The 17,200-nt window shown below is 73.3% G+C and carries 17 protein-coding genes and 1 pseudogene; 6 read left to right on the top strand and 12 right to left on the bottom strand.

The window, feature by feature from the left end; all coding sequences use genetic code 11:
- Positions 1–78 precede the first annotated feature (78 nt).
- A complete protein-coding gene (locus tag ACFYST_RS13615; protein ID WP_387861864.1) occupies positions 79–771 on the bottom strand; it encodes an HAD family hydrolase in 693 nt (230 codons plus the stop codon).
- 59 nt (positions 772–830) lie between these two features.
- Positions 831–2,099, bottom strand: coding sequence for an ADP-ribosylglycohydrolase family protein (locus tag ACFYST_RS13610; RefSeq protein WP_387861862.1), 1,269 nt, complete (start codon positions 2,097–2,099; stop codon positions 831–833).
- 102 nt (positions 2,100–2,201) lie between these two features.
- On the opposite strand from ACFYST_RS13610, the gene ACFYST_RS13605 reads away from it, so the two are divergent.
- Entirely contained in the window at positions 2,202–2,990 is a 789-nt protein-coding gene (locus tag ACFYST_RS13605; protein ID WP_387861861.1) for a phytanoyl-CoA dioxygenase family protein, read from the top strand.
- A 50-nt stretch (positions 2,991–3,040) separates the two neighbouring features.
- Positions 3,041–3,241, top strand: a complete 201-nt coding sequence (locus ACFYST_RS13600) for a hypothetical protein (protein WP_387642720.1) — start codon at positions 3,041–3,043, stop codon at positions 3,239–3,241.
- A gap of 7 nt (positions 3,242–3,248) precedes the next feature.
- Here ACFYST_RS13600 and ACFYST_RS13595 read toward each other — a convergent pair whose 3' ends face one another.
- Both ACFYST_RS13595 and ACFYST_RS13590 read right to left on the bottom strand, forming a co-directional pair.
- Complete coding sequence (locus tag ACFYST_RS13595) at positions 3,249–3,992, bottom strand: SOS response-associated peptidase (RefSeq protein ID WP_387642721.1); 744 nt, start codon at positions 3,990–3,992, stop codon at positions 3,249–3,251.
- A gap of 69 nt (positions 3,993–4,061) precedes the next feature.
- Positions 4,062–5,033, bottom strand: coding sequence for an aldo/keto reductase (locus ACFYST_RS13590; RefSeq protein ID WP_387861943.1), 972 nt, complete (start codon positions 5,031–5,033; stop codon positions 4,062–4,064).
- Between the two features lie 114 nt (positions 5,034–5,147).
- Here ACFYST_RS13590 and ACFYST_RS13585 point away from each other — a divergent pair, with 114 nt between their 5' ends.
- Positions 5,148–5,810, top strand: coding sequence for a (2Fe-2S)-binding protein (locus ACFYST_RS13585; protein WP_387861859.1), 663 nt, complete (start codon positions 5,148–5,150; stop codon positions 5,808–5,810).
- Between the two features lie 18 nt (positions 5,811–5,828).
- On the opposite strand, the gene ACFYST_RS13580 is transcribed toward ACFYST_RS13585, so the two are convergent.
- The gene (locus ACFYST_RS13580) at positions 5,829–6,923 is read right to left on the bottom strand and encodes a serine hydrolase domain-containing protein (protein WP_387861857.1); all 1,095 of its coding nucleotides are present in this window, start codon (positions 6,921–6,923) and stop codon (positions 5,829–5,831) included.
- A gap of 85 nt (positions 6,924–7,008) precedes the next feature.
- The gene (locus tag ACFYST_RS13575; RefSeq protein ID WP_387861855.1) at positions 7,009–7,797 is read right to left on the bottom strand and encodes a helical backbone metal receptor; all 789 of its coding nucleotides are present in this window, start codon (positions 7,795–7,797) and stop codon (positions 7,009–7,011) included.
- 217 nt (positions 7,798–8,014) lie between these two features.
- On the opposite strand from ACFYST_RS13575, the gene ACFYST_RS13570 reads away from it, so the two are divergent.
- A complete protein-coding gene (locus ACFYST_RS13570) occupies positions 8,015–8,494 on the top strand; it encodes a hypothetical protein (RefSeq protein WP_387861854.1) in 480 nt (159 codons plus the stop codon).
- Positions 8,495–8,695: 201 nt separating this feature from the next.
- Here ACFYST_RS13570 and ACFYST_RS13565 read toward each other — a convergent pair whose 3' ends face one another.
- Together ACFYST_RS13565 and ACFYST_RS13560 are read right to left on the bottom strand one after the other, a co-directional pair.
- Positions 8,696–10,255 (bottom strand): sensor histidine kinase, encoded by a 1,560-nt coding sequence (locus tag ACFYST_RS13565; protein ID WP_387861853.1) that lies wholly within the window; start codon positions 10,253–10,255, stop codon positions 8,696–8,698.
- Positions 10,245–10,940 (bottom strand): response regulator transcription factor, encoded by a 696-nt coding sequence (locus tag ACFYST_RS13560; protein ID WP_387642727.1) that lies wholly within the window; start codon positions 10,938–10,940, stop codon positions 10,245–10,247. The genes ACFYST_RS13565 and ACFYST_RS13560 overlap by 11 nt, the downstream gene beginning before the upstream one ends.
- Positions 10,941–11,115: 175 nt before the next feature.
- Here ACFYST_RS13560 and ACFYST_RS13555 point away from each other — a divergent pair, with 175 nt between their 5' ends.
- Entirely contained in the window at positions 11,116–12,450 is a 1,335-nt protein-coding gene (locus ACFYST_RS13555; RefSeq protein WP_387861852.1) for a DUF2079 domain-containing protein, read from the top strand.
- A 90-nt stretch (positions 12,451–12,540) separates the two neighbouring features.
- On the opposite strand, the pseudogene ACFYST_RS13550 reads toward ACFYST_RS13555, so the two are convergent.
- The 3 genes and pseudogenes from ACFYST_RS13550 to ACFYST_RS13540 all read right to left on the bottom strand — a co-directional run.
- A pseudogene (locus ACFYST_RS13550) lies at positions 12,541–12,849 on the bottom strand (ATP-binding cassette domain-containing protein); the annotation flags it as partial.
- 92 nt (positions 12,850–12,941) lie between these two features.
- On the bottom strand, positions 12,942–13,739 hold the full coding sequence (locus ACFYST_RS13545) for a hypothetical protein (protein ID WP_387642729.1): 798 nt from the start codon (positions 13,737–13,739) through the stop codon (positions 12,942–12,944).
- A 110-nt stretch (positions 13,740–13,849) separates the two neighbouring features.
- Positions 13,850–14,857 (bottom strand): transglycosylase SLT domain-containing protein, encoded by a 1,008-nt coding sequence (locus ACFYST_RS13540; protein WP_387861851.1) that lies wholly within the window; start codon positions 14,855–14,857, stop codon positions 13,850–13,852.
- A gap of 311 nt (positions 14,858–15,168) precedes the next feature.
- Here ACFYST_RS13540 and ACFYST_RS13535 point away from each other — a divergent pair, with 311 nt between their 5' ends.
- On the top strand, positions 15,169–15,438 hold the full coding sequence (locus ACFYST_RS13535; protein WP_387642731.1) for a GlsB/YeaQ/YmgE family stress response membrane protein: 270 nt from the start codon (positions 15,169–15,171) through the stop codon (positions 15,436–15,438).
- Positions 15,439–15,677: 239 nt separating this feature from the next.
- Here ACFYST_RS13535 and ACFYST_RS13530 read toward each other — a convergent pair whose 3' ends face one another.
- Positions 15,678–17,000, bottom strand: coding sequence for a hypothetical protein (locus ACFYST_RS13530; RefSeq protein ID WP_387861849.1), 1,323 nt, complete (start codon positions 16,998–17,000; stop codon positions 15,678–15,680).
- Between the last annotated feature and the right edge of the window lie 200 nt (positions 17,001–17,200).

Here is a 17,200-nt window from a genome sequence, read left to right as displayed (position 1 = left end):
GCTGACGAACAGTCAGCCCTCCGGGCCGACGCTACGCGGAGGGGGGCCCGGGCGGCCCGGAGCCACGCCGCACAGGGTTCAGCCCAGCAGTGCGGCGACCTCGGTGAGCGTGCGCACCCGGGGGACGGTGACGTCCGCGCCGGTGGGCTCGCGTTCCAGCCAGATGCCGAGCAGTCCGGCCTCGGTGGCGGCCTGCGCGTCCACGTCCAGCCGGTCCCCGACGTACGCGGCGCGCTCGGGGGCGACGCCGAGGGCGCGGCAGGCCAGGTGGAAGATCGCCGGGTCGGGCTTGGCGCAGCCCGCGTCGCCGGAGGCGGTGGTGTGCGCGGCCAGGGCGCCGAGGCCGACGGCGCGCAGCTTGTCGCGCTGTATGTCGCCCTCGCCGTTGGTGATCACGCCGAGCTGCCGGACCGACCCCAACTCGCGGATGGCGCGCGGCACTTCGGGGAACGCCCGCCAGGAACGCCGGTACCTGCGGAGGAATCCGGCGAACCAGGCGTCGGCCCGCTCGTCCGACCACTCCCCCAGCCCGAGGTGCCGGGCCAGGCCGATCGCGCGGATCCTGCGCTGCTGCTGCACCGTCAACTCGCCTGCCAGGTAACGGTCGTACTCGCGTCGTTCCAGCTCGCGCCAGAACCGCAGCAGCCCGTCGCGGTCCAGCGGGCGTCCGGGGAGTTCAGCGGCGGCGCCGGCCAGCACGGCGGCCTCGGCCGCGCCGTCGTGGTCCATCAGGGTGCCGTCGAGGTCGAACAGCACCGCCTCGATGCGCATCCGCCACTCCTCCACCGTTCCACCTGGACCGTCACCCTATCCGGCGGGCCGACGGGCCGTCACCAGGGGCCCGGCGGCAGGGGGCCCCTGGTCTGGAGGTGGCCTTCCAGCTCCATGACGGTGGACAGCAGGGCGCCGGAGAAACCGGCCCCGTTGTAGTACGACGGGTGCGCCTCGACCTCGGCGGAGACGGCGCGCTGGCCGCCGCCGGACGGGGCGACGCGGATGGCGGCGACCTCGTCCCCGGAGACGGCGAAGTGCAGGTGCAGGACGCCTTCGTCGGCGCGGGCCACCCAGCGTGCCGCCCGGTAGCCAGCCCGGTAGCGGTTCCACTGCTCCTCGGTGAAGAACATCCGGTCCGGGACGGGGTAGGGCCGGGGCAGCCGCATCGGGGTGAGGTGCGGCAGCGTGGGCGGGATGCTGCCGGGGGCGGGGAACGCCCAGGCGGGCAGCGGTTCGCGGGCCGCCAGCCAGGCGGCGGGGATGCCCGCGGTGCCGGTGCCGGCGGCGACCACGCCGCCGGTGATCGCGGCGACGGTGTCCATGTCGCCGCCGGCGCCGATCGCCGACCGGACGGCCGTCGGGTAGTCGTCGAGCCACCGGGCGGCGCACCAGAGCGCGAACGGGACGGTGTCGAGGGCGCTGGTGCGGCTGCCGTTGCCGAGCACGGCCGCGACCTCGCGGGCGTCGGCGCGGTCGAGCAGTTGCCGGGCCTGGTACAGGGCGCGGCGGACGGGGCCGTCGGGGGTGAGGTCGGCGACGGCGGACAGGAAGCGTTCCGGGGAGCAGCTGCGGGTGCGCCGGCGCACCGCGTGGGCGGCGGCGACCGCCACCGCGATCGCCCCGTCCACCGCGTCCGGGTGGGTGTGGGTGATCACCGCGGTGTCGGCGGCGGGCCGGACGGCGGCGGCCGGGTCGTCGGCGTACGCGGCGCCGAGCGGGGCCACCCGCATGGCCGCGCCGTTGCCGAACGAGCCCTGGCCGTCGAAGAGTTCGGCGGCCAGGCGGCGGGCGTCGCCGCCTTCCCGGATCAGCCGCAGCAGGCGGTTCGCGGCGGGTCCGTAGCCGCGGTCGAAGTCGTGGCGGTACGCGAAGGCGTGGGTGAGGTCGTAGCTGTCGATGGCGCCGCGTTCGGTCTGCGCGGCGTACACCGAGCAGGCCATCTCGGTGTCGTCGGTCCACGGCCAGGGGCCGGGCGGGACGGTGCCGGCGGCGAAGTGGGCGCGGGCGGTCTTGGGGACGAAGAACTGGGCGCCGAGGGCGTCGCCGACGGACAGGCCTTGGAGGGCGTCGAACGCGGGGCCGGTGTGCGGGGCAGGGGTGGTCATATGGCTCCCACCGAAGCGTGCGGAGCACCGGCTCGTCAAGTCCGCACCGGTGGAGGGTAATTCGTTTGCGGCGCCGGGTGGACCGGCCGAGAATCCGCTGCCATGGGTGTCCTTTCCGAGCAGCAGATCGAGGGTTTCGTCACGGACGGCTTCGTCCGGCTGGAGGGTGCGTTCTCGCCCGAACTGGCCGCCGAGTGCCGGGAGTTCCTGTGGCGGGAGATGGGCCTGGACCCGGACGATCCGACGGGCTGGACGCGGCCGGTGGTGCGCCTGGAGGGGTACGGGCAGGAGCCGTTCCGGCGGGCCGCGACCTCCGAGCGCCTGCACGGGGCGTTCGACCAGCTGGTCGGCGAGGGCCGCTGGAAGCCGCAGCCGTGGCTGGGCGGCTTCCCGATCCGCTTCCCGCACCCGGACGATCCGGGCGACGCCGGCTGGCACATGGACGCGAGCTTCACCCCGGACGGCGAGCAGGGCTATTGGCTCAACCTGGTCTCGCGCGGCCGGTCGCTGCTGATGCTGTTCCTGCTCTCCGACGTGGACGAGGCGAGCGCACCGACCCGGATCAAGGTCGGCTCGCACCTGGACCTGCCGCGCCTGCTGGAGCCCGCCGGGGACCAGGGCGTGGAGATGTTCTCGTTCTGCGCGGAACTCGACCGGGCCGGGCTGCTGGACCACCCGGAGCGGAAGACCGCGCTCGCCACCGGACGGGCGGGGGACGTGTACCTGTGCCACCCGTTCCTGATCCACGCCGCGCAGCCGCACCACGGCACCGAGCCGCGCTTCCTCGCCCAGCCGGCGCTGCTGTCGACGGAAGACCTGGTGCTGGAGCGCGCCGACGGGGCGTACTCGCCGGTGGAGCGCGCCGTCAGGCTCGGACTGGGTCAGGCGTAACGCCGTCCCCGCCTGCGATGATCGGAGCAGGTCCGCGGGAAGGGGAAGCCGTGATCGGCGTGGTGCTGGTGGTCGTGCTGCTGTTGGTGGTGGGTGGCTGCGGCTGTGTGGTGTGGGCGGAACGCGGCGGGCCCGGCTGGGTCCGCATGGTGGCGCGGGCGACGCTCGGCGCGGGCGAGTTCGTCCGGCGGGACGCGCGGCGCCGACGGATCGAGCAGCGCCGCAACAACAGCTCGGGCGACCTGGATTGACGCTGCGTCAGTCGGCGATCCCCAGCGGGTCGGGGGTCTCGGCGAGCAGCTGGGGGCCGTTCTCGGTGACCCGGTTGACGGCCGTGGGGACCGCCCGGACCAGGATGTTGCCGTCGGCGGGTTGGTGCAGCAGGTGGTGCAGGTCGGCCCGGTCGCTGTGTGCCGGGTCGAGCCAACTGCCCAGGTCCTGGCGGGAGATGGTGAGCGGCATCCGGTCGTGCACCCGCCCCGCGCTGTCGGTGGCGTCGGTGGTCAGGATGGTCGCCGTCGCCAGCCAGGCCGCCGGGTCGTCCTCCGGCAGGCTCGCGTCCCGCCAGAACTCGTACAGCCCGGCCATCAGCATCAGTTCGCCGGTGCTCAGGAAGTACGGCTGCTTGTACGCCTTGCGGCCGTCGCCGGCCGGGACGGGACGCCACTCGTAGTAGCCGTCGGCGGGGATCACGCAGCGCCGGGCGGCGAACGCCTTGCGGAACGACGGCTTCTGGTCGACCGTCTCCGAGCGGGCGTTGATCAGCCGGGCCGCGCCGGAGCGGTCCTTCGCCCAGGACGGGACCAGGCCCCAGCGCAGCGTGCGCAGCTGGCGGACCACCTCGCCGGTGTCGTGGTCCACCCGCTCCAGCACGGCCGGGACGGGGTCGGTCGGCGCGACGTTCCAGCTCGGCGCGAGCGCCTCGGTGGGGTTCCAGCGCGCGACATTGAGCAGGGCGACCAAGTCACCGGGCTCGGTGGTGGAGACGAAGCGACCGCACATGCGCCCCACCCTGCCACCGAACCCCGACAACCGCACGCACCCCACGCGCCGCCGGACGGCTCGGGAGCCTCAGGAGTAGAAGTTCCGGTCCCAGCGGTGCCCGGCCAGCACCTTCAACTCGCCCTCGCCGAGCGGCACTCCGTCGCCGACGGCGGCGTTGCGCTCGACGTTGCGCACCGAGCGCATTCCGGGGATCACCGTGGACACGGCGGGCTCGCTCAGCACGAAGCGCAGCGCCGCCTCCGCCAGTCCGTCCGCCTCGATGCCCAGGTCGGCGGCGATCGCGGCGGCCCGGCGCTCGACCTCCGCCAGCCGCTCGCCGCGGAAGTAGCGCCGCCGGAAGTCGCCCTCCGGGAACACCGTGTCGGCGTTCAGCCGGCCGGTCAGCCCGCCCTCGTCCAGCGCGACCCGGACGATCACGCCGACGCCGTGCTCCCGGCAGGCCGGGAACAGCTCGTCCAGCGGCGACTGGTCGAAGATGTTGAAGATCACCTGCACCGCGTCGACCATGCCGCTGCGCACCAACTCGACGGCGCTGTGCGGCTCGTGGTCGTTGATGGAGACGCCGAACAGGCCGATCGATCCTTCGCTCTTCAGCTCGGCGACGGTCTCCAGCCAGTCGCCGCGGCCGAGCCACTCGTCGTGCCAGACGTGGAACTGCACCAGGTCGAACCGCTCCAGGCCACTGGCCCGCAGCGAGGTCTGGACGCTCTCCCGGATGTGCGCGCCCGGGAACGTCTCCGCCGGGTCCACCCCGGTGCGGGCGGGCCACTGGCGGTTCAGCGGCGGGACCTTGGTGGCCACCCGTACCTGCTGCCCGGCCGCGGCGCGCTCCCGCACCACCCGGCCGACCAGCCGTTCGCTCTCGCCGTAGCCGCGGGCGGTGTCGATGAAGTTCACCCCCAGGTCGATCGCCCGGTGCAGCGCCGCCAGCGACTCGTCCTCCTGCGCGCCGATCCAGCCCTCCGCGCCGATCCCCCACGCCCCGAAGCCGACCTCCGACACCTCGACCCCGCTGCGCCCCAACTGCCGGTACCGCATTCGCCGTTCCTCCTCCGTGCGGGTGATCACGCCGTGCGCGACGATAGGTGGCGGGGCCACCGGACGCCACGCGTTTTCCGGGCGCCGGTCGGGTCCGAACTAGACTCTCGCGGCATGACCGTTCCGCCGCTGTCCGCCCTGGGCCCGTACTTCGCGACGCTGGCCGGCCCGCCGCCCGCCGGGTTCCGGCCGTTGCGTGAACTGTCGGCGCCGGACGGGCCGTTGGCGGGGCGGGTGGCCGAGGTCGGGCGGGTGCTGGGTACGGACGAGGTGCGGGTCGCCGCGTCCACCGCGCACCTGGGTCTGGCGGCCAGGCTCTGGTCGGTGGCCCTCGGTACGGCCGTCACCACCGGGCGGCTGCCCGATCTGGACGGTGCCCGCTTCACGCTTCCGCCGCAGGGGCCGTTCGACCTGTGGCTGCCCGGGGCGCCCGGACCGGAGGCGACACCGGCCGCGCTGCACGAGCTGGTGATGGACCGCCACCTGCACCCGCTCGCCGACGCCGTCCGCGCCCTCACCCCGCTCGCCGCCGGCCTGTTGGCGGGCAACGCCGCCTCCGCGCTGGTCGGCGCGGCCCGCCGGCTCGCCACCGCGCCCGCCACCGCGCTGGCCCGCGCGCTCCTCGCGTTTCCCGACCTGGCCGCGACCGGTACCGCCACCCCGCCGGACCGCCCGCTCGCGTTCCGCCGGGCGTCCTGCTGCCTCTACTACCGGACGCCCTCGGGTGGGCTGTGCGGGGACTGCGTGTTCACCCGGGTGCCGAAGTCCCGCCGCTGACCGGGCAGTTCCGGTGACTCACTCGGTGCTGATCAGGGCGCCGATTCGCTCGACCGCGGTGGCCGGGCCGGGGAAGAAGCGGTTCCTGGTGAGAGCGAACGCGATGCCGGTCGCGGTGTCGGCCCAGGCCGCGCTGCCGCCCATGCCGGGCATGCCGAAGACGGACAGGGTCTGCTGCGGGTCGGCCCCGGGGCGGCCGAGGTTGTAGCCGAGGGCTCGGGGGGTCGGGAAGCCGACCATGCGGTCGGTCTCGGCGGTGGCGAGGGCGCTGAGTTCGCGCAGGCGGGCGTCGGGGACCAGGCGGACGCCGTCCACCTCGGTGAGCAGGGCGGCGTACATCCGGGCCACCGCGCGGGCGGACATCGTGCCGCCCGAGGGGATGTCGGAGGTGAGCACAGTGGGGTTGTTGCCGTAGGCCGCGCTGGGGGTGAGGGCAGGCGGGGTGGCCTTGAACAGGGGCAGGTCGGCGGGCATCGCGGCCATCATCTCGGCGGCGCCGGGCGCGTCCACCAGGCGTGCGAGGCGGCCGAGTTCGGACTCGGGGACGCCGAAGTACAGCTCGTCGGCGACGCCCAGCGGCTCGGCCACCTCCTGCCGGAGCACCTGCGAGATCGTCCGGCCGGTGGCCCGGCGGACCAGTTCGCCGATCACGTAGCCCCAGGTCACCGCGTGGTAGCCGGTGCCGGTGCCGGGCTCCCACCAGGGTGCGGAGTCGGCGATCAGGGCGCACATGGCGTCCCAGTCGGCGAGGTCGCGCACCGTGAGGTCGGCCGGCACGGCCGGGACGCCGAGCGAGTGGGTCAGCGCGTGGCGGACGGTCGCCTTCTCCTTGCCGTGGGCGCCGAACTCCGGCCAGAGCTCGACGATCGGCGTGTCGTAGGCGAGGGCGCCGCGCTCCGCGAGGACGTGCACGACGGTCGCCGCGACCCCCTTGCCGGTGGAGGCGCTGAAGAACGGGGTGTCCGAGGCCACCGGCCGGCCGGTGTCCGGATCGGCGACGCCCGCCACCGCGTCCACCACCAGTTCGCCGTTCCGGTACACGGCGACCTGGATCCCCAACTCCTCGCCGGACTCCACCAGTTCGTCGATGGTCTGCTGAACGAGCTGCTGCATGACGGTCATTCCTTCTCGGTTCTCGGCTGCGGCGCTCGCGGGCGCCGTTCACCCGACAGTCGGGGCCGCCGGCCGGATCTCTACATCACCGTCCGGGCAATTTTCTGGCGGCGAGCTGCGCGGCGAGGACGGCGGGCGCCTCGGCCAACGACGGGCCGTACCAGGTGAGATGGCGGCCGCTCAGCAAGGCGTACGGGAGGGCGGGGAACGCGTCGGGGCCGTCGGTGGCGGTGAAGCGGTAGGGCTCGTCGGGTAGGACGAGCAACTCGGCTCCCGCGTCGAGGAGTTCGGGGAGCGGGACGCGGGGGTAGCGGCCCGGGTGGCCCGCCGTCACGGCGGTGACGCCGAGGCGTCGGAGCAGGTCGGCGGCGAAGGTGTCCGCGCCGAGTACCATCCACGGCCGGCGCCAGATCGGCACCAGCGCGGGCACCGGAACCTTCGGCGGCGCGAGGTCGGCCCATGCTTGTTGTGCGGACAACAGCCAGTGGGGCTCCGGGAGTTGGCAGGCGTCGACCAGCAGGCGGCGCAGCGACGCCAGCGCCTGGTCGAGGTCGCGGATCCGGGTCGTCCACACCGCCGCCCCGGCCGCGCGCAGTGCGGCGAGGTCGGGGGCGCGGTTCTCCTCCTCGTTGGCGATCACCAGGTCGGGGCGCAGCGCGAGGATCCGAGCCACGTCCGGGTTCTTGGTACCGCCGATCCGGGCCACGTCGAGGTCGACGGGGTGGGTGCACCAGTCGGTGGCGCCGATCAGCAGGCCGGGGGCGGTGGCGGCCACCGCCTCGGTGAGCGAGGGGACCAGTGAGACGACCCGGTGCACCTCCCCGAGCCGCACCGGTTCACCCTCGTCGTCCGTCAACTCCCGCTTCGCATCCATGAATGCCACGCTACCGCCACGTAGCTACACCCTCCGGGTGTCCAAGCCAGGGCCGATGGAACGCATACGTACGTTCATCGGCGCACTGCGGGGGCGGACCCCCGGCGGCTGACCTAGCGTGGGGCTCGCCCCGGTGATCCGGGGTGGACATTCGCAGGCGGGCGCCCCCCTGTCACCCAAGAACACTCAGTCGTTCTCTCAGTGAAAGTGGTTAGACATGGCATTCGGAAAGATGCTCGCCGCCATCGGTACCGCCTCCGCCCTGGCCTTCACGGCTGTCGGCACGGTCAGCTCCGTCGCGTTCGCGGACACCGCTCCCGCGACCCAGACCGCGAACCAGCCGGTGACCCAGCCCGCGAACCAGCAGGCGAACCTGCCCGTGATCACGCCGGATTCCGCGGGCGCCAATGAGGTCCAGACCCCGGCGGTGGAGATGGCGAGGCCGTCCAACCTGCCGGCCGTGCACTCCGACGGGTCGATCACGAGCATCACGCCGCTGAACCTCGTCTGCGGCAACTTCAACTTCAACGGGCCGTCCTTCACGGAGACCTGTAACGGCCAGCTCTGGCAGCCCTTCGTGGACTGCTCGGACGGCAACCGGTACGTGTCCACCGTCCTCTTCTCCGGCCTGTTCCGCGTACGTCTGACCTGCCCGGTCGGTGTCGCGGTCGCCGGCGGCGCCTTCGACCTCTCGTAAGCGCCGCTGACGTACCGGACGGTCCTCCCGGCACGCGCGAGCGGAGCCGGATGACGCGCGCGGCTGCGGCCACCCCCTCCGAGTGGACGCGGCCGCGCGGGTCGGACCCGGCTCTCGAGCGCGTGCGGGACTCCCGTCCGTCGATCGGCCCGCTCGGCCCCAACCGCGTTTCCTCCGGCGCTTGTTGTGGCGAGCGGTGCCTCAGGCCGTCGGCCCTGCCCCACCGGGCACGGTCGGCGGCCTGATCCCGTTGTGGGGGGCCACCGGGAGCCGGACCACCAGCCGGGCACCGGGCAGCCGGGTGGGTGGCTTGGCGGCGACCGTGCCGCCGAGGCTGTGGGCGATGGTGCGCACCAAGGCCAGGCCGAGGCCCGCGCCGCCGCTGTGCCGGTCGCGGGCGTCGTCGAGGCGGACGAAACGTTCGAAGACCCGTTCCCGGTCGGCGGCGGGGATGCCCGGGCCGTCGTCCTCGACGGTGAGGTGCGCCCAGCCGCCCGCGACCGTGAGCCTGACGGCGACCCGGCCGTGCGCGTGTCGGGCGGCATTGTCGAGCAGGTTGCGCACCAGGCGGGCCGGCAGCGTCTCGCGGCCTGCCAGCACTGCCTCCTCGAGCTCGCTCTCGTACGTCAACTCCCGTCCACCGTACTGCCGTTCGGCGAGTTGTTCGGCGATCAGGTCGTGCAGGTCGACGGTGTCGTCGGAGCGGTCGGTGTCGCGTTCGGCGCGGGCCAGCAGGAGCAGGTCGTCGGCGAGGTCCTGAAGGCGTTCGGTGTCGGCGAGCGCGCCGCGGACCACCGCCGGCCAGTCCGCGGCGGCCGGGTGGGCGAGCGGCACTTCGAGCGAGCTGCGCAGGGTGGCGAGCGGGCTGCGCAGTTCGTGCGAGGCGTCCGCGACCAGGCGGCGCTGTTCGTCCAGGGCGTGCTGGAGCCGGTCCAGGGTGTCGTTGGTGGTGCGGGCCAGCCGGTGGATGCCGTCCCGGGCGCGCGGTACGGGTACCCGCTCGTGGAACGCGCCGCCCCGCACCACGGCCATCTGGCGGCGGATCGACTCGACCGGGCGCAACGCGAGGCCGGTGGCGAGCCAGGCGATCAGCGCGACGAACAGCGAAGCGACAGGGGCCACGTAGTACATCAGCACGCGAGTGACGGCGGAGGTGGTCTCGTCGGCGATGACCGGGTCGACCAGCACGTAGATGGTGAGCCGCTGCTCACGCATCGCCGCCGCGGAAAGACGCCACTCCGGAGCGAGCAGGGCGAGTCGGTCGCTGCTCACCGGTTCGGTGAGCACACGCAGGAAGGTGTAGGTGCGAGGCTCGGGCGAGGCCAGCCGGTAGTAGGGGGAGATGCCGGCCGGATAGCGAATGGTGACGGTCTCGACGACCGGCACGGATGGCTGCGGGTCGGCGCCGGACGCGGGCTGTGCGAGCCGAAGGGGCGTCAGGCCCACCGCGGGATCGTCCAGGCGGTGATCCGCGAGGTACGCCCCGGTCAGCCACTCGCCCTCCTCGGTGAGGGCCGCGAACGCTTGACCGCCCAGGAGTTCACCGTCGGCGCCGTCCCGGATCCTCGCCTCGATGTTCAGCATGGCGTGCGTGGCCTTGATCTCGGCCTCGCGGTAGAGCAGCGCGTGGACGGCGTCGCCGACCAGCGGCGCGGCGACCACGAACGCCAGCGCGGAGGCGACCAGCGCGGCCACGGCGGCCCGGGCCCGCACGCCGAAGGCGGGCCACCAGCGCCACCAGCGCCGGCGGTCAGTCGACATCGGCGGGCGCCGGGACGCTCGGGGTGAGCCGGTAGCCGATGCCGCGGACGGTGTCGATCCGGGCGTGCGCGCCGGCCCGGTCGAGTTTGCGGCGCAGCGCGGCGATGTACACCTCGACGATGTTCAGGTCGCCGCGGAACGCCGAATCCCAGACGGCGTCCAGGATGTCGGTCTTCGGCACGGCCTGGTCCGGGCGGCGCAGCAGGCTCTCCAGGACGCCGAACTCCTTTGCTGTGAGCCGGAGTTCGGCGTCGGCGACGGTGCAGCGGCGGGCCGCCGGGTCGATCCGCAGGTCGGCGACGGCCAGAACAGCGGGTCGCCCTGCTGCGCCGCGGCGCAGCAGGGCGCGCAGCCGGGCCGTGAGCACCACGAAGGAGAACGGTTTGGCGAGGAAGTCGTCGGCGCCACAGTCCAGTGCCTCGGCCTCGTCGTATTCGCCGTTCTTCGCCGTCAGCATCAGTATCGGCACGGAGTTTTCCTCCGCCCGCAGTCGGCGGCAGATCCGGAAGCCGTTCAGCCCGGGCAGCATCAGGTCGAGCACCACCAGGTCGTACCTGCCGGAACGTGCCTGCTCCAGGCCCGTGAGGCCGTCGGCGGCCACGTCCACCGCGTAGCCCTCGGCCCGCAGGCCCTGGCTGAGCGACTGGGCCAGCCTTTCCTCGTCCTCGACCATGAGTAGGCGCATCGGGTAAGAGTAAGTCAATTTGCGCGGTGGAAAACACCGTTGACCGATGTGCCGGTTTTCTCCGGGCTGAAGAAATCCTCAGGTTCTTTCAGAATCGGCTCAGCCGGTCTTTCCTAGCGTCGGTCGGGTGCGAATACCTTTCCGAGTCCGTCCCTGTTTGCTGCCGGTACTGCCCGTGGCGCTGTTCCACCTGGCGCTGTCGCTGCCGAAGCACTGGCGGATGCAGACCACCGGCTTCGACCTCGGCATCTTCGAGGAGGCGGTGCGCGGCTACGCGTACTTCGAGCGGCCGGTGGTGACGCTGAAGGGCGCCGGGTTCGTGCAACTGGGCGACCACTTCAGCCCCGCGCTGGCCGTGCTGGCCCCGTTCTACCGGCTCTGGCCGGCCCCCGAGACGCTGCTGGTGGCGCAGGCGTTGCTGCTGGCGCTGTCGGTGGTGCCCGTGACGGGGCTGGCCGTGCAGTGGTTGGGGAAGGCCCGTGGTGTGCTGGCCGGGCTGGCGTACGGGCTGTCCTGGGGGCTGTGGCAGGCCTCGGGGTTCGACTTCCACGAGATCGCGCTGTCCGTCCCGCTGCTCGCGTGCGCGACGGTCGCGCTGGCCCGCGGGCGGTGGCGGGCGGCGGTGTGCTGGGCGCTGCCGCTGCTGCTGATCAAGGAGGACCAGGGCCTGCTGCTGGCCGGCGTCGGCGGCTACGTCCTGCTGGTCGGACGCCGGCGGGGGCTCGGGGTGGCGACACTCGCGGCGGCCGCGCTCGGCACCCTGCTCACCGTTCTGGTGCTGATCCCCGCCGCCAACCCGATCGGCACCTACGCGTACGGTGCGACGGCCGCGCCCGGGGGCGGGGATCCGTTCTCCCGGCTGCTGCTGCCCACCGACAAGTGGTGGACGCTCGCGGCGCTGCTCGCCCCGACCCTGCTGCTGGCGCTGCGCTCGCCGCTCGCCCTGCTGACGGTCCTACCACTGGCGGCCCGCTACTGGTCGTCCAACCCCGTGTACTGGAGCACCGGTTGGCACTACAACGCGGTGCTGATGCCCATCATCTTCGTCGCCGCGCTCGACGGCCTGCGGCGTCTGCCCGGACTCCCTTCGCTGCGGTACGCGCCCGCCGTGATGCTCACCATCGCCCTGCTGGCCGCCCCCATCCCCGACCTGTCCCGCCGCAGCCCCGACGTCCTGACCGCCCGCCAGGTCCTCGCCACCGTCCCCGACGGCGCGAGGGTCGCCGCCGCGAACCGGCTCGCCCCGCAACTCACTTCCCGCTGCACCGTCTCGCTCTTCCCGTTCCTCACCTTCCCCGCCGACACCGGCTCCACCTACTTCTCCCCCGACGGCCGCGACCCCCTCTTCCGCCCGGTGGCAGAATGGGCCGCCACCCTCGACACCCCCGGCGGCTTCCCCACCTCCACCGCCGACGACCTCACCGCCCAACGTGCCCTCCCCACCGCCGGCTACCGCCCCGTCGCCCAAGGCGCAGGCATCACCATCTGGCACTGGGAGCCGGGGCGTTGACGGCAGGGAGAGAGGTGCCACGCAGGCACGGGGCGCGGCGACCGGCACCGAAGTGGGAGGATGGCGACATGGCCGAGTTCCGTGTTGGTCGACCGTTTTCCGGCCCGTCAACCCGGCGTCGGCGGACAGCTGTTGGGACACGTAGCCGAGCAGGCGGCGCACCGCTATGGGCTCGGCGCGGCAGTCGTGGCCGAACACCGCGACCATGCCGCGGGCGGTGGGCAGCAGGGTGGTGATGGCCCGGATGGTGGTGGTCTTGCCCGCACCGTTCGGCCCGAGCAGCCCGAACACCTCGCCGGCCCGCACCGTCAGGTCGATGCCGTCGACCGCCCGGGTGCCGCCGCCCTTCTTCCGGCCGCGCTCGAAGGTGCACGTCAACTCCCAGGAGGTGCGCGGCAGGCAAGATCCTGGTCGGCAACGGGCAACGGGCCGACCTCCCCGAAGGGTGGCCGGCCCGTCGAAAACGGGTTCCGCTGCTGGTCGGTGGGAGATCAGCAGTCCTTGAAGGCGGTGCAGACCGGCTTGGCGATCGCGCTCAGCACGGCGCTGTCGGCGGGCGCGGACCAGGCGGTCTTCGGGTGCCCGCCCTTGGCTGCCTGCGCGTGCAGGGTGAGTTCGACGAGCGCGCCGCCGGAGGTGGTCAGGTACTCGTGCACCGTCACGGTGCCGCCGTCGGCCTGCGGCACCGTGACGGTCGCGACCAGGTGCTCGCTCTCGTCCACGGTGATCTCGGCCTTGGCGCCGGGCGCGGTGGTGGCGCAGTGCTTCACCTCGTCCTTGACGGCGCCGAGCAGGCCGAACGCGGACTGCACGGCCGCGCTGCTCTTGTTGGCGTCGCCGAAGGTGACGATGCTCTGGTCGGCCTTCCAGTCGTCGGGCGCGCCGCCCAGCGAGGCGGTGTCCACGCCGGGCACGGTGTCCGCCCAGTCGGCGGAGCGCTTGCTGTGGCAGAGCTGCTCGATCTGGAACTGGCCCTTGGCGCCCAGGCTCTTCGCCGCGGGCGCCGTCCAGTGCAGCGCCGCGTTCAGCGGCACCTGCTGCGGGTTGATCCAGGCCGCCGCCGGAACGGTCGAGGCCTTCCCGCCACCGGCGGACTGCGCCGCGCTCGGGTCGGTCTTCGGGCTGCCGGACTCGGTCCCGCCCGCGGACGGCGCCCCGCTGGCGGCGGGCGGCGCGGCGGCCGTCTTCCCGGCGTCGCCCCCGTCCGTGTTGTCGGGGTCGCAGGCGGTCAGAACGGCGACGGCGGTCAGGCAGGCCACCGCGGTGGCGGCGAGGCGGAACGGACGCACGTGGATCCTCGGATTCGAGAAGGAAGAGAAGGGTGAACGGTGGATCGTTCGGACCCCGCGCGCCGCCGCCGGCCGTGAACGGGCGGGCGCGGCGCGCGGGTTGACGACGATCAGTAACCGCGGTGCGGACGGTTCGGGTCGGCCTGCTGCACCTTGGACGCCAGGTCGTGGCCGTCCGGCGAGACGTGGTACCGGTCGCGGATGTAGTTCATCGAGGCCGCGACGTTCGCCACCGGGTCGTAGATGTCGGTGGAGGTGCCCTTGACGTGGTACGCCGCGAAGGTGGACGGAATGGTCTGCCAGCCGCCGCGCGAGCTGTTCAGCGGCGCGCCGTCGGCCTGCTTCGCACCGTGCGCGTTGGTGTCCCACAGGTTCACCTGCGAGGTGGGCGCGTTGAACGACGACTCGCGGTCGGCGATGGTCAGCATGCCCTTCGTCCACGCCGCGCGGGCCGCCGGGTCGGTCACGCCCATCGCGTCCAGCGCCTGCGCGATGTACTCGCGGCAGGCGGCCTCGCCGCTCTTGTACTGGCCCTTGCCGCCGTACGTGACCTCGCCGGTCTTGATCGCTCCGGCATGCGAGATCTCGACCTTCGGGTCGTTGCCGTGCCCGCTGCCGCCGCCGTGGTTGCCGCCGCCGTGGTCGCCGCCCTTGTTCGGGCTCTTCGGCATCGGCGCGCTGGGCTTCTTCGGCGCGGGCTTCTCCGTCGGCTTGTGGTCGCCGCCCTGGCCCGGGCTCTTCGGCATGGGCTGCGTGGGGGCCGGCTTGCGAACGCCCTCGTGGGCGCGCCTCTCGGCCTCCTCGTACCGCTTGATCACGATGCCGATCTTCTTGGTGTCCTCGGCGAGCTCCTTGGTGAGCTTCGCCTTGGTCGCCTCCAGCGCCGCGACCTGCTGGTTGATCGCGTTCACCTGCTGGCGGACCTGCGAGACCACCTCGGCGAACCCGAGGATGCTGCCCATCGCGCCGGCGGCCAGGTCGGTGCTCACCGCCTTCGCGATCGTGCCCTGGATCCGGCCGGTCTGCTGCGTCATCTCGTTCATGCGCTGCTGAATCATCGCGAAATCCCGCTGGATCTTCGCGAGCTCGCCCGCCTTGAAACCGAAACCTGCTGCCATGTCGTGTCTACTCCCCCGTCGAACCTGACGCCCGTTCAGTCGTTTATCCCACCACAAGGCGTCTCGCGGCAATCACCGGCCCCCACCGCGTGCGCGACTACCCACGGGGCCCGCCGGGCAAACCACCCGCCGGGGGTATTGCCTCGACGCTCGGCTGCCGAGATGCCGGAGTGCGACCGGCGCGCGACCATGGCAGGCGTGGACCGTCCGCGTGCGGTCCACCTCCGATCCGCCTCCGACCGCACCACCGCGACTCACTGCCGAGAGCCGCAGCCGACCGGCCGGTGTCCTACCGGAAAGGCTGGGATTCGATGTTCCAACTCCTCTGGATTCTGCTGATCGGCTTCGTGCTGGGCGTGCTGGCCAAGCTGATCCTGCGCGGACCGCAGGCCATCCCGTGGTGGCTCACCATGCTGCTCGGCGCGGCCGGCGCCCTGCTGGGCAACGCGGTGGCCGGCTGGATCGGCGTCCGCCACACCTCCGGCATCGACTGGATCCGCCACCTGCTCCAGCTCGGCTTCGCGGTCGCACTGGTCGCCTTCGCGTCCCCCGCGTGGGCCAAGTCCCACCCCAACAGATGACACACCGCCCCCGCCGGTCGCCGCTGCCACCGCCGCCGCCCGTCGACCACTGCGCTCGGCGGGCGGCGGCGTGTTTCGGCGAGTGGCGTCACGAGCTGTGCACCGGGCGGGACGAACGGATCCGGTCACGGCTACCCGGCTGCCCAGGCCACGACGACGCGAGCGCCAACGCCGCAGCAGGCGAAACCACGCAAGCGCCGGCGCCGCGTCAGGCGAACCACGCAAGCGCCAGCGCCGCGTCAGGCGAAGCGGGAGCTGCGCACCGGGCCCGATGAGCGGATCCGGTCGCGGTTGCCGATCGCCCAGGTCGTGGTGGCGCGGGTGGCGAAGGCTGCGAGGGCCTCGTCCGGGTCGGGTGGGGTCTGGCCGTCGCCCTCGTCCGGGGCGGCGGTGGCGGTGCGGATCCGGTCTGCGAGTTCCGCCGCCGGGGCGTCGTCGGCGGGCCCCTGCTCGACCTGGCCGTCCTCGTCGACCCGCAGGCGCGGCTCCCATGGCGCGGCCACGTGCTGCACCAGCAGGCCCGAGATGTCCGCCGAGACGGCTGGCGAGTCCGTCCAGCACGTCGCGTGCTCGTACAGCAGCTCGCCGGGCGCCCGCTCGTACAGCGCCTCGACGAGCTCCTGGTCGCATTCGTTCAGGTCGTACGCCACCACCAGCGCGTCCGCCGTCGCCGCGCCCGGCCGGTACGGGGCCGCGGGCAGTCCGAGCAGCGCTGCGGCTGCCAGGCCCAGCGCCTCGCTGCCCCGATCCGGCAGCAGCGCCACCGAGGACGGGCGGCGGCCGGTCGCGGCCAGCACGGTGCGCAGCCGCTCCAGGCTGTGGCGGCAGTTCTCGTAGCTGTCGCCGAGCATCGCCCAGCGGCCCGTCATGCCGGCCTGGAATCCGTGGGTCGAGAGCGTGGCCAGCAGGCCGCCGGTCAGCGTGTAGTGCCAACCCCGCAGGTCCGTCGGCCCGGCGGGCGGGACGGCCGCGGCACGGGCCAGCGAACGGCGGATCCGGTCGGCGGCGGGCGCCCAGGTGTCGCCGTCCGGCGCCTCCAGCGCCTCGAACACCTCACGGGCCAGCTCGACCCGGCCGTCCATCAGCGCGTTGTGCGCCAGCAGGTACCCGTCCGGCCAGTCTCCGGTGATCGCCCGGTGCTCCTGCAGCACGGCGACGGCCTCGGCGTGCCGCTCACCGTCCTCCAGCGCGACGGCCAGCTCCAGCAGTACCTGACGCGGGTTGACCTGCCGCCCGCCACCCCGCCCGAACAGTTTCCGCTTCGCCGGCACCGCACCCGCCCGCAACGCCTCGCGCAGCGCCGGGACGGCCAACTCCGAGAGCCCGTGCTCGATGCACGCGTACCCGTACGCGTACAGCGCGCCCGCGTCCGCCGGACGACCCGTGAGGGCGCCGGCCGCGTCCGCCAGCTCGTCGATGCCGACGGACTCCGCCAACTTCCTTACCACCGGCGCGAGTTCGGCGGCCGGAAGATTGTCGGCCACCCTCCGGAGCTCCCGCGCAGCACCCTGCGGGTCACCGGCATCGAGCAACTCCCACGCCTTGGCGAGGTCGGAACGCAAAACAGTCTCCTCGTGAACGGACGGGCGCCCCCGGACCACCCGGTTCGCACACCCGCCCGATCATCGCTTTCGCGCCGCCGCCCCGCCAACCCGATTTCGCCTCCGGCCGTACGAGGATCACCGCCGTGAACCACACCGGCGGATCGGGCACGGACGACCTCCTCGCCCTGGTCCGCGAGGCTCCCACGAGGCAGGCCCGC

It is taken from the genome of Kitasatospora sp. NPDC004614 (assembly GCF_042873675.1).
Taxonomy (GTDB): Bacteria; Actinomycetota; Actinomycetes; order Streptomycetales; family Streptomycetaceae; genus Kitasatospora.
The sequence above is the reverse complement of the archived record's forward strand: the minus strand, read 5'-3'. Positions and strand labels throughout refer to the sequence as shown.

Coding starts and splice junctions, on each gene's coding strand:
- ACFYST_RS13615 (WP_387861864.1), bottom strand. CDS start 771: ATGCGCATCGAGGCGGTGCTGTTCGACCTCGACGGCACCCTGATGGAC.
- ACFYST_RS13610 (WP_387861862.1), bottom strand. CDS start 2,099: ATGACCACCCCTGCCCCGCACACCGGCCCCGCGTTCGACGCCCTCCAA.
- ACFYST_RS13605 (WP_387861861.1), top strand. CDS start 2,202: ATGGGTGTCCTTTCCGAGCAGCAGATCGAGGGTTTCGTCACGGACGGC.
- ACFYST_RS13595 (WP_387642721.1), bottom strand. CDS start 3,992: ATGTGCGGTCGCTTCGTCTCCACCACCGAGCCCGGTGACTTGGTCGCC.
- ACFYST_RS13590 (WP_387861943.1), bottom strand. CDS start 5,033: ATGCGGTACCGGCAGTTGGGGCGCAGCGGGGTCGAGGTGTCGGAGGTC.
- ACFYST_RS13585 (WP_387861859.1), top strand. CDS start 5,148: ATGACCGTTCCGCCGCTGTCCGCCCTGGGCCCGTACTTCGCGACGCTG.
- ACFYST_RS13580 (WP_387861857.1), bottom strand. CDS start 6,923: ATGCAGCAGCTCGTTCAGCAGACCATCGACGAACTGGTGGAGTCCGGC.
- ACFYST_RS13575 (WP_387861855.1), bottom strand. CDS start 7,797: ATGGATGCGAAGCGGGAGTTGACGGACGACGAGGGTGAACCGGTGCGG.
- ACFYST_RS13570 (WP_387861854.1), top strand. CDS start 8,015: ATGGCATTCGGAAAGATGCTCGCCGCCATCGGTACCGCCTCCGCCCTG.
- ACFYST_RS13565 (WP_387861853.1), bottom strand. CDS start 10,255: ATGTCGACTGACCGCCGGCGCTGGTGGCGCTGGTGGCCCGCCTTCGGC.
- ACFYST_RS13560 (WP_387642727.1), bottom strand. CDS start 10,940: ATGCGCCTACTCATGGTCGAGGACGAGGAAAGGCTGGCCCAGTCGCTC.
- ACFYST_RS13540 (WP_387861851.1), bottom strand. CDS start 14,857: ATGGCAGCAGGTTTCGGTTTCAAGGCGGGCGAGCTCGCGAAGATCCAG.
- ACFYST_RS13535 (WP_387642731.1), top strand. CDS start 15,169: ATGTTCCAACTCCTCTGGATTCTGCTGATCGGCTTCGTGCTGGGCGTG.